Origin of the sequence: Thioalkalivibrio halophilus, from assembly GCF_001995255.1 — a bacterium.
Classification (GTDB): domain Bacteria; phylum Pseudomonadota; class Gammaproteobacteria; order Ectothiorhodospirales; family Ectothiorhodospiraceae; genus Thioalkalivibrio; species Thioalkalivibrio halophilus.
Map to the genome: position 1 here is coordinate 53,362 of NZ_MUZR01000014.1, position 13,788 is coordinate 67,149.

14 protein-coding genes are annotated in these 13,788 nt (G+C 67.0%); 3 read left to right on the forward strand and 11 right to left on the reverse strand.

The window, feature by feature from the left end:
• Positions 1-16: 16 nt before the first annotated feature.
• Entirely contained in the window at positions 17-745 is a 729-nt protein-coding gene (locus tag B1A74_RS05370) for an HAD family hydrolase (protein ID WP_077243996.1), read from the reverse strand.
• A 62-nt stretch (positions 746-807) separates the two neighbouring features.
• On the opposite strand from B1A74_RS05370, the gene B1A74_RS05375 reads away from it, so the two are divergent.
• Complete coding sequence (locus tag B1A74_RS05375) at positions 808-1,323, forward strand: c-type cytochrome (protein WP_019022146.1); 516 nt, start codon at positions 808-810, stop codon at positions 1,321-1,323.
• Between the two features lie 135 nt (positions 1,324-1,458).
• On the opposite strand, the gene B1A74_RS05380 is transcribed toward B1A74_RS05375, so the two are convergent.
• Genes B1A74_RS05380 through B1A74_RS05405 form a run of 6 tightly spaced genes read right to left on the reverse strand, consistent with a single transcriptional unit; the run spans position 1,459 to position 6,650 of the window.
• Complete coding sequence (locus B1A74_RS05380) at positions 1,459-2,250, reverse strand: secretin N-terminal domain-containing protein (protein WP_077243997.1); 792 nt, start codon at positions 2,248-2,250, stop codon at positions 1,459-1,461.
• Complete coding sequence (locus tag B1A74_RS05385; RefSeq protein ID WP_024328943.1) at positions 2,237-2,737, reverse strand: DUF7931 domain-containing protein; 501 nt, start codon at positions 2,735-2,737, stop codon at positions 2,237-2,239. Before B1A74_RS05385 ends, B1A74_RS05380 begins: the two co-directional genes overlap by 14 nt.
• A gap of 27 nt (positions 2,738-2,764) precedes the next feature.
• Complete coding sequence (locus B1A74_RS05390) at positions 2,765-3,217, reverse strand: GNAT family N-acetyltransferase (protein ID WP_024328942.1); 453 nt, start codon at positions 3,215-3,217, stop codon at positions 2,765-2,767.
• A gap of 57 nt (positions 3,218-3,274) precedes the next feature.
• Positions 3,275-4,531, reverse strand: a complete 1,257-nt coding sequence (locus B1A74_RS05395; RefSeq protein WP_077243998.1) for an SAM-dependent methyltransferase — start codon at positions 4,529-4,531, stop codon at positions 3,275-3,277.
• Entirely contained in the window at positions 4,531-5,298 is a 768-nt protein-coding gene (locus tag B1A74_RS05400; RefSeq protein WP_077243999.1) for a DUF1365 domain-containing protein, read from the reverse strand. The genes B1A74_RS05395 and B1A74_RS05400 overlap by 1 nt, the downstream gene beginning before the upstream one ends.
• Positions 5,298-6,650, reverse strand: coding sequence for an NAD(P)/FAD-dependent oxidoreductase (locus B1A74_RS05405; protein WP_077244000.1), 1,353 nt, complete (start codon positions 6,648-6,650; stop codon positions 5,298-5,300). The genes B1A74_RS05400 and B1A74_RS05405 overlap by 1 nt, the downstream gene beginning before the upstream one ends.
• Positions 6,651-6,735: 85 nt before the next feature.
• Between B1A74_RS05405 and B1A74_RS05410 the strand changes: the two genes are divergently transcribed.
• Both B1A74_RS05410 and folE read left to right on the forward strand, forming a co-directional pair.
• A complete protein-coding gene (locus tag B1A74_RS05410; protein WP_077244001.1) occupies positions 6,736-7,491 on the forward strand; it encodes a DUF3429 domain-containing protein in 756 nt (251 codons plus the stop codon).
• Positions 7,492-7,521: 30 nt separating this feature from the next.
• The gene (folE, locus tag B1A74_RS05415; protein WP_018869560.1) at positions 7,522-8,145 is read left to right on the forward strand and encodes a GTP cyclohydrolase I FolE; all 624 of its coding nucleotides are present in this window, start codon (positions 7,522-7,524) and stop codon (positions 8,143-8,145) included.
• A gap of 18 nt (positions 8,146-8,163) precedes the next feature.
• Here the strand turns inward: folE and phoU are convergent, their stop codons facing one another.
• From phoU to B1A74_RS05435, 4 genes are read right to left on the reverse strand one after another with little or no spacing between them, the layout of a single operon-like run.
• Positions 8,164-8,886: a phosphate signaling complex protein PhoU gene (gene phoU / locus B1A74_RS05420; protein ID WP_024328937.1), complete on the reverse strand. Its 723-nt coding sequence runs from the start codon at positions 8,884-8,886 to the stop codon at positions 8,164-8,166.
• Positions 8,887-8,900: 14 nt separating this feature from the next.
• Positions 8,901-9,728 carry a phosphate ABC transporter ATP-binding protein PstB gene (gene pstB, locus B1A74_RS05425; protein WP_077244002.1) on the reverse strand — a complete coding sequence of 276 codons (828 nt, stop codon included), beginning with the start codon at positions 9,726-9,728 and terminating at the stop codon, positions 8,901-8,903.
• 43 nt (positions 9,729-9,771) lie between these two features.
• Entirely contained in the window at positions 9,772-11,439 is a 1,668-nt protein-coding gene (gene pstA, locus B1A74_RS05430; RefSeq protein WP_077244003.1) for a phosphate ABC transporter permease PstA, read from the reverse strand.
• A 9-nt stretch (positions 11,440-11,448) separates the two neighbouring features.
• Positions 11,449-13,719: an ABC transporter permease subunit gene (locus B1A74_RS05435; RefSeq protein ID WP_077244004.1), complete on the reverse strand. Its 2,271-nt coding sequence runs from the start codon at positions 13,717-13,719 to the stop codon at positions 11,449-11,451.
• Between the last annotated feature and the right edge of the window lie 69 nt (positions 13,720-13,788).

Here is a 13,788-nt window from a genome sequence, read left to right on the forward strand (position 1 = left end):
TGCCGCGGGTCGGGATTCAGTCGTGCAAGCCGAGTATGCGCGGGAGCTGGCCGAGACGGCCCAGACGCGGCGGCGCGGGAACCGGGTGTTCCCAGGGCAGCGCGTCGGGGTTGTACCAGGCGGCGTTGAGCCCCGCATCCAGCGCCCCGAGGATATCCGCCACGGGGTCGTCGCCGACATGGAGGATGGCCGGTGCCGGTACGCCGGCACGCCGGCGCGCGTGGTCGAAGATTCGCGGATGGGGTTTGGCGGCGCCCGCTTCGGCCGCGGGAACGGCGAAATCGAAATACCGCCCCAGGGGCGTGCGGAACACGTCGGCGTTGCCGTTGCTGATGGCGCCGAGGGTGAATCGACCGTGCAGGCGGGCGAGCACCGCGTCGGCCTCCGGGAACGGGGTCACCTCGTTGCGGGCATGCCAGAAGACCGCGAAGCCTTCCTCCTCGAGGGTGTCCGGACAGACCTGGCAGCGTTGTGCAAGACCGCGCAGCCATCGTTTGCGCAGGCGGGTAAGGTCGTGGCGCTCTCCCTCGGGGGCGGCACGCATGAAGCCCGCGCGGTCGGCCACCAGCTCCTCGGGTTCGAAGCGGGCGCAGACTGCGGGCGCGCGTTCGCGCAGCCAGGCGTAGAAACGGTCTTCGGCATGACGGATGACCGGCATCACCGGCCAGAGGGTGTCGTCCAGATCGAACGTGATGCATTCGATCGAATGATCGGGTACGGAGGCGGGTCGAGCTTTCGAATTCATCGAACGTTATTGTCGGAGTTTTGCGTCGAGCGTCGCTTTTCCGAACCTCAAGCAGGTGTAAAATGAAGGGGAATTTTAATCGTGCAGCTTTCATTCTGCCCGAAAAGGAGAATCACAACATGAAGAAGCTCTTTCTGCGCAGTCTTCCCGTGGCCCTGCTGGGTGCGATGATGATGACCGGTACCGCTCAGGCGGTCGATCCCGAGGACGCGATCGAGTATCGCCAGGGCGTGTTCAAGGCCTTCAGCTGGAATTTCGGCCCGATGGCGGGCATGGCCCAGGGCGAGATCCCGTTCAACGAGGAGATGTTCCTGGAGCGTGCCGATCAGCTGGCGCGCCTGGCCGACATGCCGTGGCAGGGCTTTACCGAGGGCTCCGATCTCGGTGAAACCGATGCCATGATGGAGGTCTGGGAAGATCAGGAGACCTGGGAACAGAAGATCGCGGACTTCGAAGAAGAGGTTTCGCGCATGACGGCCCTGATCGATGAAGGGGCCGATGAAATGCAGCTGCGCCGTCAGGCCGGCGAGATCGGCCAGTCCTGCAAGGCCTGCCACGACAGCTTCCGCGCTGACTGATCGGCCGGCGGGGCCACCCGGTGGTATATGCCGCCGGGTCGGCCCGTGCCGAACGGAGACATACCGGGGCCCGTCGCTGCAGCGGCGGGCCTTTCTGGTTGCGGGCCGCGCACCGTGCCCGGGCCGCGCACGACTTCAGCGTAACCCGGGGGCCGTGGCGTCCTCCGCCGGGTCCACCCGGATCTCCAGCGATACGTCATCCCGGGCGCGGGTAGTGCGACGGCGAACGGGCGGGTGAACGTCGCGGGCGTCGCTTTCCAGCCGCGAACGGATGCCGGCAAAATCGTGCCAGCTCCCGGGCTCCAGGGTGATCTCCGTTGCGACCCGTTCGTGCTCGGCGCCGCGCTGCAGGGGCGTCTGATGGAGATGGGTGATCGCCACGCGCACGCGGCCATCGGGTTGCATGCGGGGTTCCACGGCGAAGCCGCGCGCCGTGTCGCGATAGATGGGTTCGATGGCCACGCCGGCACGGCCGGCAAACAGGCGGTAACCGGCGGGCAGCGTCTCCCCGACCATCAGAACGGCGCGCCCTCCGTCGCGCAGCCGCAGGAACTGCTCGCGGTCCTCGTCACGTCGGGTGGTAAAGCGTCGGATGCGGCCGGCGGTGTCGTCGTCGTGGTCGCGGTGGCGGCGCACGCGCAGGACCAGATCGGGGGACGCACGGTCGAGCTCCGCCACCATCTGGCGGATCTCCTCAATCTCGTGCGCCGGCGCCCGCACCAGCAGGCGGAAGCGATCCGGCTGCAGGGTGGCGTCAGGGAACAGTTCGCGCAGGTCGTGCACCACGGCCTCGGCCCGGCGATTCTGCAAGTCGATGACCGTGACACGGTCGGCCGCGTCGCGAGCCGTGGAACGGAGAGGCAGGGCGAGGAGGCAGGCGGCCGCGCTCGCCCGCAGGAACCGTCGGCGTCGGTCAGAGATGGACACGTCGCAGTTCGTCCGAATCCCGGCCGGCTTCCCAGCTCGCTTCGAATTCCTCGGCGCGGCGCCGGGTCCGGCCTCGATGATCGGTTTCACCCCGCAGGATGCGCTGGCTGCCCGAACGCGTGAACTGCATCCAGCCGGACTGATCGGCGATGACCGTCATCACCAGCGGTGCGTTTTCGTCGGGTTCCAGCACCCGCACGGAGGCCGCGGTGGTCAGGCGCTTGAGCGTGCCGACCAGTTCGGGCAGACGGTCCTTCAGTGCCAGGTCGTCGTCCACCAGCAGGCGAATGTCGGTGGAGCGGTGGCGCTGGGCCATGCGCGCGAGGGCGCCGGGCAGACCGTCGTCCGCGACTTCTTCCAGCAGCGTAACGGGGGCGTGGAGCCACAGGATCCGCCCCGCGTTTTCGCTCATCTCGCGCAGCATTTCGCGGGCCTGCCCGCGCGGGTCTTCCGTGGTCTCCTCGACTTCGCCGCCTTCCGTGCTCATGCCTTCACCTTTGTTATCCGGCCCGTCTTATCCGGCGCGGGCCATGGAATTCCGGATGCGTCGCAGCATGCGCCGGTGGGGGATGCCCGCATCCTCGAACGTGTCACTGATGATAAAGAAATCGTGACGGGCATAGAATCCCAGGCGAGTCGCCTGGGCATTCAGCCAGACCTCGCGCCAGCCATGCCGGATTGCTGCACTCAGGGCGCACTCGAGCAGATGCGAGCCGATTCCGTGGCCACGCCAGGGCTGGCGCACGGCCATGCGTCCGATCTGGCCGCTGGGCAACAGGCGCAGGGTGCCGATGGGTTCGCCTCCCGGTTCCTCCGCCAGCCAGTGCAGGGCTCCGGCGTCGAGGCCGTCGAATTCAAGGTCTTCGGGCACCTGCTGTTCCTCCACGAAGACTTCGCGGCGGATCAGGGACAGTGCCTCCCGGTCGGCAGGCCAGCTGGCCTCCCGAAAGTTGATGCGCTGGGACATAACCACCTCCTCCTCGTGGCCGGTTACCCAAGGCCACGCCGGACAGAAGAGTCTAGTTCAGACTCGCGTTTCCTGCCCGTGAGGCAGTCCGCGTTCCGGGCGTTCCATGACGGTCTGCATCAGGTCGACCCGAGCGGAGCTGAAACCGATTTCGCAGTACGCCAGGTAGTAACGCCACATGCGTAGAAACGCCGGCGAGTAACCGAGGGCCTCGATGGCCCCCCGGGTGCGCATGACCTCACGGTACCAGTGCATCAGGGTGCGGGCGTAGTCGGCACCGAAGAACGCGCGCTCGGTGACCTGAAGGCCGGCCGCGGCCGCCGCGTCGCCGAAGCGCGCCGGGGTCGGGAGCATGCCGCCGGGAAACACGTACAGCTGGATGAAGTCCGCGTTGTGGCGGTAATACTCGAACGCGGCTTCCTCGATGGTAATAACCTGAACCGCGGCGCGCCCGCCGGGCCGCAGGCAGCGGTGCACCTGCTCGAACCAGGTGGACCACCAGCGTTCGCCGACGGCCTCGAACATCTCGATGGACACGACGTGGTCGAAGGTCTCGTTCAGTTCGCGGTAGTCCTGCAGACGCAGGTCGACCCGGTCCGCCAGCCCCGCCTGCCGGATCCGCTCGCGGGCGTACTCCAGCTGCTCGTCGGACAGGGTGACGCCGGTTACCCGGTAGCCGCGCCGGGCAGCGAACTCCGCAAAGCCGCCCCAGCCACAGCCGATCTCGAGGATGTGGGCGCCGGGTTCCGGAGCCAGGCGCGTCAGCAGCCGTTCGTATTTCTGCTCCTGGGCGCGCTCCAGGGATTCGTCGCTGCGACAGAACAGCGCGGCGGAGTAGCCCATGCCGCGATCCAGCCACAGGCGGTAGAAGTCGTTGCCGAGATCGTAATGGAAACGGATATTGGCGCGGCTGCCCCGGCGCGAGTTGCGCCGCAGCCAGTGGCGCAGGGCATCCACTCCGCGTTGCCAGGCGGGGCGCTGGTAGACGTGGCCGAGCCGGTGCTCGTTCTCCATCGCCAGACGCAGCAGGGCATGCAGATCGGGCGTGGTCCATTCGCCGTTGATGAAACCCTCGGCGAAGCCGATGTCGCCGTGGCGGGCCAGTCGCACAAGCGTGGCCCACGGCCGCCGCAGGTGCCAGACCGCTTCGCTGCCCGGGCCCTGCCCGGCGATCTCGCGGCGTTCGCCATGCGGACCGATCAGGGTCAGGTGACCGTGGTCCAGTCCATGGATACGTCGCGCCAGCAGATCCAGGGCCCGGCTGGCCGCGGACCGGGACATGGCAGGAAGCCGTTCGCTGCGTTGCAGTTCCATCAGCTCATCTCCTTTTCGGGCGGGTCGGGGCGCGGGTGATAGCGCCCGCCGCGCCACCAGATCTTCAGGGCCTGCCAGTGGATCAGGAACAGGACCTGGAGGGTCATCCAGGGCATGCGGGCCCACTGGAGCAGCAGGGCGGCGTCGGTCATCGGACGGACATGCCCGTTCTGGGTGGCGACCAGCAGCAGCCGGTCGTCCTGGTATTCGCGGATCGCCACGCGCATCGAGCTGCCTTCGCGCAGTTCGGGCGCGGTCACGGCGAACGCGTAGCGTGCGTCCATATCGATGAACGGCGAGACGTGAAACACCTTGTCCTTCTCCCCGCGCAGCATGCCCCCCGCGCTGTCTCCGGCCGGCAGCAGATAATGGTGATGCTGGCCGAAGGTGTTGCGGACTTCCAGCAAAACGGCCTGCAGACGCCCGTCGATGTGATGGCAGTACCAGATGCTCAGGGGGTTGAAGGCATGGCCGAGGACCCGGGGCGTGGCCTGCAGAAGGATCGCGCCGCCATCCGGCTCCAGTCCGCCCTCGCGCAGCCGGGCCTCGACCCACGGCCGCCAGGGCGTGCCATCGCGGCGGCCGTGGTCCCGGGTATGCAGGCTGAACAGATTGAAGCGATCCAGCGAGAACCAGCGGCGGTTGCGCGCCAGATCTTCGATCCGGTCGATGTCGAACAGCGCGCTCACCACCCGGTAGCGAAAACGGTAGTCCGGCTCGTGCAGGCGACGGTGCATGACATGGCCGGGAAGCAGGGCGGCATCCATCAGGTTTGTCCCGTCACGGCGGGAACGGAGGTTCCCGCAGGCCACCCGGTGTCCGCCCGGGGAACAGCCAGGGGTTCGGAACCCGCCGCCCAGGGCATTTCCACTCCCAGTGCGCGCCCCACGCTCCGTGCCGAACGCAGGCCGTCCTCGTGAAAACCGTCGCCCATCCACGCCCCGGCAAAATACAGGCCGTCCTCGCCCTGGTGTTCGGCCAGTGCAGCACGCGCCCGTTCGGCCGGTGCGTCCATCACCGGGTGTTCCCACAGGAACTCGCCCAGGGTCAGCGAAGGATGCGGGTCGTACAGGGGGTTGAGGCTGACGATGTAGTTCTCGCGACGCTGCAGCCGGTGCAGGGCGTTCATCCAGTAGGATACCGAGACGCCGCGTTCGCCGGTTGTGCGTGCGCGAGAAAGGTAGTTCCACGAAGACCAGACCCGCCGGGAGCGCGGCATCAGCCGGGCGTCGGTATGCAGCAGGGCGCGGTTTTCCTGAAACTGGCAGGCGGCCAGGCGGGCGCGGGTGGCCGCAGGGCCGCCGTCCAGCAGCCGGCGGGCATCGCCCGCGTGGCAGGCGAACACCACGCGGTCGAACTCTTCGGGTTCTCCGGGTCCGTGCACCCGCCACTGCGAGGCGCGGGCCTCCACGGCGGATACCGCGCCGTGCGACACCGAGCCGGGGGCCAGACGCTGCGCCAGACGCCGGACGTAGCTGCGCGAACCGCCGACCACCGTGCGCCACTGCGGGCGGTCGCGCAGATCCAGCAGACCATGATTGAGGAAGAAGCGCAGGAAGCTGGCCGCCGGGAATTCGCGGATGCGCGCCGGCGGACACGACCAGATGGCCGCGCCCATCGGCAGCAGATAGTCTTCGGTGAAGCCGCGCCCCAGGCGATGACGGGCCAGGAACTCGCCCAGCGTGCCCTCCGGCATCTCCTGCCGTGCATTCAGTTCGTGCCCCAGGCGGTTGAAGCGCAGGATATCGGCGACCATGCGCAGGAACCGCGGACGCAACAGATTGGTGCGCTGGGCGAACAGGGTGTTCAGGTCGTTGCCGGCATATTCCAGCCCGGCGGGTTGTTGTGAACAGGCAAAGCTCATGTCCGTGGGACGGGTCTCGACGGCCAGCTCCGCGAAAAGGCGGGTGAGCAGGGGATAGTTGCGTTGGTTATAGACCACGAACCCGGTGTCGATGGCGGTCGGCCCCTCGGGGTCGGCCACATCCACGGTATGCGCATGGCCCCCGAGCTGCGGCGCCTGTTCGAACAGCCGAACATCGTGGCGCTGCTGCAGGATCCAGGCCGAGGCGAGTCCGGCAATACCGCCGCCGATGACGGCGATGCGCTGTCTTTGCATGTCCGGGCTCTCCAGCGGCCGGGGTCGATATCGATCTTATACAATACCTGTACAATGGCTGTAAATGACGCCGAAGGAGACGAGCATGGCGGAGACCAACCCCGACTGGCCCGAACCGGTGCGCCGCGCACTGGAGGAATACCCGATCGTGCTGGTGACCTCCGGTCTCAGCGACACCCGCGAAGCGGAGGCCCTGCTGGACCAGCAGCGGCCCGGCGAGTGGACCCGCCTGGAATGGGGCATGGGGTCGGCCGGGAACCGCGCGGCGTTCCACCAGTTGCAGCAGGCCACCGGCATGCGCATCCTGCCCCTGGTGGTCACGCGGGAAGGCGCCCTGGGCGGGGTGCCCGAACTGCGCGCCTGGCTGGGCGATGCCACGCCGGACACGTCACGGACCGACGCGCGAGACCCGGTCCTGACGGTGCTGGGCGCCGGCGGACTGATCCCGTTCGTGTTCTTCGGGGCAGGGGCATGGATCGCCCATCCGGAATGGCAGGCTTTCGCACTCAACGCGCTGGCGCTATATGGTGCGGTCATTCTGGCGTTTCTGGGGGCGATCCACTGGGGCATCCACCTGGCGGACCGTTCCCATCGCGTGGGGCCGCTTTCGGGCCCTGCCTGGGCGGTCATCCCGCCCGTGCTGGCCTGGCTGGCGGTCCTGCAACCGTTGCCCGAGGCGATCATGACCCTGGCGGTCCTGTTCCTGGGCGTGTTGTGGGTGGACCGGCTGAGCCTGCGTGACCGGCGACTGCCGCCGGGCTATCTGACCCTGCGCATGGTGCTGACCACCGGCGCGATCCTCTCCCTGGCCGCGGGCCTGGGGGCGGTCACGGTCGGTTGATCCGATCCGCTCTGATCCAAGGAGAACATGATGGATGCCGCTTCGCACAGCGACTCGCACAGCGACGAGGAACCCGATAACCGCACGCCGGCCAGCGAACTGGCCGGGCACTACCGCGAGATCCTGGCCGGGCTCGGCGAGGACCCGGAACGCGAGGGCCTGAAGGACACCCCGCTGCGTGCCGCGAAGGCGATGCAGTACCTGACCCGCGGCTACGAGCAGGACCTGGACACCATCGTGAACGGGGCACTGTTCACCTCCGACAACGACGAGATGGTTCTGCTGCGCGACATCGAGCTGTATTCGCTGTGCGAGCACCACGTGCTGCCGATCATCGGCAAGGTGCACGTGGCCTACCTGCCGGACGGCAAGGTGATCGGCCTGTCCAAGATCGCACGCATCGTCGACATGTTCGCCGCCCGCCTGCAGATCCAGGAAAACCTGACGCGTCAGATCGCCGAGGCCCTGCAGCAGGTCACCCAGGCCAAGGGCGTGGGCGTGGTGGTGGACGCGCGCCACATGTGCATGACCATGCGCGGGGTGGAAAAGCAGCATTCCTCCATGGCCACCTCGGTCATGCTCGGCGCCTTCCGCGAGGACTCGCGCACCCGGCGCGAATTCCTCAACCTCATCGGCCGAGGCGGGCGCGACTGAGCGTCGGCCCGGAATCGGTCAGCGCCGGTCGCCGGTGGCTTCGGCGGCCATCTGTTCGTAGCTGGTGTGACGCACGTTCTTGCCCTTGACGAAGTAGACGACGTATTCGCAGATGTTGCGGGCGCGGTCGCCGATGCGTTCCAGGGAGCGGGTGGCCCAGACGATGTCCATCAGGCGGGGGACCGCGTCGGGGGCGGCGGTCATCTGTTTCATCAGCTTGTGGGTGACGGATTCGTACAGGCTGTCGATCTGGATATCCTGCTGGGCAACGCGCACGGCCTGTTCGGTGTCCATGCGGGCGAAGGCGTCCAGCGCGCCACGGGTCATGTGGCGCACGTGTTCGCCCATTTCCGCGAGATCGCTCATCGGGGCGGTCTGGCGGTCGGCTTCGAGCAGATGCAGGCCCATGCGGCCGATGCGCTCGGCCTCGTCACCCATGCGTTCGAGATCGGTGATGGTCTTGATCACCGCGATCACCAGACGCAGGTCGGAGGCGGTGGGCTGGCGCCGGGCGAGGATGTGGGTGCACTGCTCGTCGATCTCGACCTCCAGCGCGTTGATGCGGTAGTCGGTGGTGATCACGGTCTCGGCCTGTTCGGTGTCGCCTTCGACCATGGCGTTCACCGCATCGGCAAGCTGCTGTTCCACCAGTCCGCCCATTTCCATCACGCGCTTGATGATGTCTTCCAGCTCCTCGTTGAACTGCTGGGAGATGTGCTGCTTGAAGAAACTCTTGTCCATGGCGTGGGGGCTCCTCAGCCGAAGCGGCCGGTGATGTAGTCCTCGGTCTGCTTATTCGCGGGCGAGGTGAACAGGGTGTCGGTGTCGGCGTATTCGATCAGTTCGCCCATGTACATGAAGGCGGTGTAGTCGGATACGCGCGCGGCCTGCTGCATGTTGTGGGTGACGATGACCAGCGTGTAGTCCTTCTTCAGCTCGATCATCAGTTCCTCGATCTTGAGCGTGGCCAGCGGGTCCAGCGCCGAGCAGGGCTCGTCCAGCAGCAGCACCTCGGGGTCGATGGCGATCGCCCGGGCGATCACCAGGCGCTGCTGCTGGCCGCCGGACAGGCCGAAGGCGTTCTCGTGCAGGCGGTCCTTGACCTCGTCCCACAGGGCCGCGCGGCGCAGGGACTTTTCCACCACGTCGTCGAGGCGGCGCCGATTCTTCACGCCCTGCAGGCGCAGGCCGTAGGCCACGTTCTCGTAGATCGACTTGGGGAAGGGATTGGGCTTCTGGAACACCATGCCGACCCGGCGGCGCAGCTCGGGTACGTCCACGTTGGCACCGTAGATGTCCTCGCCGTCGAGGCGGATGGTGCCTTCGATGCGGGCGACGTCGATCAGGTCGTTCATGCGGTTGAAGCAGCGCAGGAAGGTGGACTTGCCGCAGCCGGACGGTCCGATGAAGGCGGTGATCCGGTTCTTCGGGATGCGGATGTCGATCCCCTTGAGCGCCTGGTCGTCGCCGTAGTACAGCTTCAGGTCTTCTGCGGTCAGGCAGATGTCTTCGCGATCGATGTTCAGGTCGCGCGGGGCCTGCTCCTGGGGCAGGTTGACGGCGTGGGTCCGGGTGTCACTCATTTCGGGTACTCCGTGGCGAATGGGGTTCGACGCCGATCGCGTCTCAGTCGCTTTCCGCGCGGTATTTCTCGCGCAGATGGTTGCGGATGGAAATGGCGGTCAGGTTCAGGACGACGATCAGCAGCACCAGGATCAGGGCCGTGGCGTACACCAGCGGCCGGCCGGCCTCGACGTTCGGGCTTTTGAAGCCCACGTCGTAGATGTGGTAGCCGAGGTGCATGAAGGCACGGTCCAGGTGCAGATAGGGGAAGGTGCCGTCCACCGGCAGGTTGGGCGCGAGCTTGACCACGCCCACCAGCATCAGCGGTGCGACCTCGCCTGCGGCGCGCGCCACCGCGAGGATCAGGCCGGTCATCATGGCCGGCGCGGACAGCGGCACGATCAGCCGCCACAGGGTCTCGGCCTTGGTGGCGCCCAGCGACAGGGAACCGTGGCGTACGCTGCTGCCGATCCGTGTCAGGCCCTCCTCGGTGGAGACGATCACCACCGGCAGGGTCAGCAGGGCGAGGGTCAGCGATGCCCAGATGATCGCCGGCGAACCGAAGGTGGGCGAGGGCAGGGCATCCTGGAAGAAGAGCTGGTCGATGTTGCCGCCGACCAGATACACGAAGAAGCCCAGGCCGAACACCCCGAACACGATCGACGGTACCCCGGCCAGGTTGTTCACCGAGATGCGGATGATGCGCACCAGCGGGCCCTGTTTCGCGTATTCGCGCAGGTAGATCGCGGCGAGCACGCCGAACGGGGTCACCACGATCGACATCAGGATTACCATCAGCACGGTGCCGAAGATCGCCGGCAGGATGCCGCCCTCGGTATTCGCCTCGCGCGGGTAGCCGGTCATGAAGTCCCGGAAACTGCCGACGTAGTGGCGCAGCTTCGCGGCCGTGCTCATGTCGTTCGGCCACCAGGCGTTCACGATCTGCGACAGCGCGAGGGTGGTGCGCTGGCCATCGGCGGTCTCCAGCACGATGGCGTAACGGGCGACTTCCTCGCGCAGGGCGTTGCGTTCGGATTCCAGCTCGGCGTATTCGGCGTCCAGGGCCGCCTGTTCCTCGTCGAGTTCCTGGTGGCGCTGCGCGCGCTGTTCCTCCGGTAGCGAGGTGTCCCGTTCGAGGCCGCGACGGTCGAGCCGCACCCGTTCCATCTGATGATTGACCTGACCGATCTCGACCCGCTCGATGCGTTCGAGCTGCTGCACCAGATCGCGGGTCTCCCGGATGCGTTGTTCGAAGGCGGTGCGTGCCGCTTCCCCTTCGGCCACGGTCTCGCCGTCCTCGCGGTATTCCCGGATGAAGCCGAAGAAGTCACCCCATTGCAGGCGTTCCAGCACCACGGCGTCGCGCGGGGTGCGGCGTTCGGACATCGCGTCTTCGAGATACCAGCGGAAGTCGCGTGAATCCAGGTCGCGGTTGCCGCGCTTGATCAGGTGGCGCACGACGATTTCCTGACCCTCCGGCACCTGAAAGCCGGCTTCCCGCGCGGCCTGGGCGGTCATGGTCTCCGAACGTGCGATCTCGCCCATCACGCCCCGCGGCTCACTGTCAGCCGCGGGCTGGTATTCGAACTCGATGACCTCGGACGGCCAGAAGAACGACAGGCCATTCACCGCGATCATGGTGATCAGCCCGAAGACCATCACCAGGGAGGCGGCGATTGCCCCGGCATTCAGCCAGATCCACGGGGTGCCGGACTGGAACCAGTGTTTCATCGTTGTTCCTTACAGGGTGCTGTATTTGTTCCGCAGGCGCTGGCGCACGATCTCGGCGATGGTGTTCACCGTGAAGGTGAGGGCGAACAGGACCAGCGCGGCCAGGAACAGGATGCGGTAATGGGTGCCGCCCACCGCGGTCTCGGGCATCTCCACCGCGATGTTCGCGGAGAGCGTGCGCATGCCCTCGAAGATGTTGAAGTTGACCACCGGGGAGTTGCCGGTCGCCATCAGCACGATCATGGTCTCGCCGACGGCGCGGCCGAAGCCGATCATCACCGCCGAGAAGATCCCCGGGCTGGCGGTCAGCAGCACCACGCGCACCACCGTCTGCCACGGGGTGGCGCCCAGCGCCAGCGAGCCCTGGGTGAGGTGCCTGGGCACGTTGAAGACCGCATCCTCGGAGATCGAGTAGATGGTCGGGATCACCGCGAAACCCATCGCGATGCCGATCACCAGGGCGTTGCGCTGGTCGTAGGTGTAGCCGGCGTCGGTCAGCCACTGACGGGCATCTCCGTTGAACATCCAGATTTCCAGATGCGGGCTGATGAACACCGCGAACCAGCCCACCAGGAGGATCACCGGGATCAGGATCGCGGCTTCCCAGCCTGCGGGGATCGCACGGCGTACGCCCTCCGGCAGGACCCGCGTCCAGACGAAGGCCATCACCAGCATGGCCAGCGGGAGCAGGATCAGGATGCTGGCTACCGCGGGCAGATTCGCCTCGATGAACGGGGCCAGCCACAGGCCCGCGAGGAAGCCCAGGATGACGGTCGGCAGGGCCTCCATCAGTTCGATGCAGGGCTTGGTCAGGCCGCGCATGCGGCTCGACATGAAATATGCGCTGTAGATCGCCCCCATGATGGCCAGCGGGGTGGCGAACAGCATGGCGTAGAAGGCGGCCTTGACCGTGCCGAGGGTCAGCGGCACCAGCGAGAACTTGGGTTCGAATTCGTCGGTGGCGGATGACGACTGCCACACGTAGTCGCCGCCGGAACGGCCCTCGTACCAGACCTTTTGCCACAGCACGTGGAAGGAGACTTCCGGGTGCGGGTTGGACAGGTCGTTCACGAACCAGCTCTCGGCGTCGTCGATCGCGATCAGCATGCGATTGCGCGGGTCGATGTACGCGCGGTAGAGGGGACGGTCGCTGAACGTTTGCTGGAGCAGGGTGCGCTGCGAGGTCGGGTAATGGACCGCCAGGGCGCCCGAGGCATCGGTGGTGGCGAACCCCTTGCGGATGTATTCCGGCTGGGTGTTGGTGACCGCATCGGCATGTTGCGGGAAGTCGCGGACGCGGGTGATGCGGTTCACGTTGTCCTCGTCGCGCACCAGCATGTACTGAGCGACCGAGCCATCCGAGCCCCCGACCACGATGGAGACCGTCCCCAGGATGTATTCCAGCGAGGTGACCTCGGCGTCGTCCCCGCGCACCACGCGCTGGCTGTCGACGAGCCGGGCGTTGCGCGGGGTGCTGATGTCGTAGAAATGCAGCCGGCCCCGGTCGTCGCCCACCATCAGGTTGCGCCCGGTAATGTCGACCAGGATGCGGGTCGGTGTCGCGTCCCCGGGCAGGGAGGGCAGGTCGTGGGCCGAACGGGTGACCTCGGTCTCGCCGGTCATCATCGAGGTGCGTTCCTCGAAGTTGACCAGTCGCAGGTCACCGTCCTCGGTGGCCGCGGCCACCCGCACGCCGCTGGAGCCTCGCTGGATGCCGACCACGTCAATGGCCCGGCCCTCGGAATCCACGTCCAGCAGCGCCGAATCCTCGTCTCCCAGGGGGTACACCAGGCCCGGATCGTATTCGCGACCCTGCGGCGTGAAGCGTTCGTTGTATTCGTATTCGATGGCCAGCACCTGGCCGTTGTCCAGGCCGGCCGCGACCAGGCGCGTGCGCGGTTCGGCCATGCTGAAACTGGTGACCCGTACGTCATCCGGGATCGGCAGCGGCTGTTCGCGTACCACCTCGCCGCTGTACGGGCGGAAGAAGACCGCCCGACGGTCCTCGGTCAGGCGCACGGCCATTTCGCGATGCCGATTGACCGCCAGGTGGATGGTCCCGGTGTCGGCCCCGCCGGGTGCATCGTAGGCCGCGCGTTCCTCCAGCGAGGCGCCCTGGAACATCGGCAGGGTTTCGCTCAGGAGGTAGACGAACATCAGGGTCAGGGCGCCGATCACGGCCAGCCCGAAAAATCCGATCAGGTAGCGGGCCGAGGTGTCCTTGGCGCGGCGCCAGCGCTGGAAGCGGTCGAGGGTGGTGTTCGCGATGGTGCCGGGCATTCGGTTCCCCTGAAATATCGACGGGCGCGTGACGGTCGTTGGCAGGGATCCTAAGGGCGCGTTGTGACA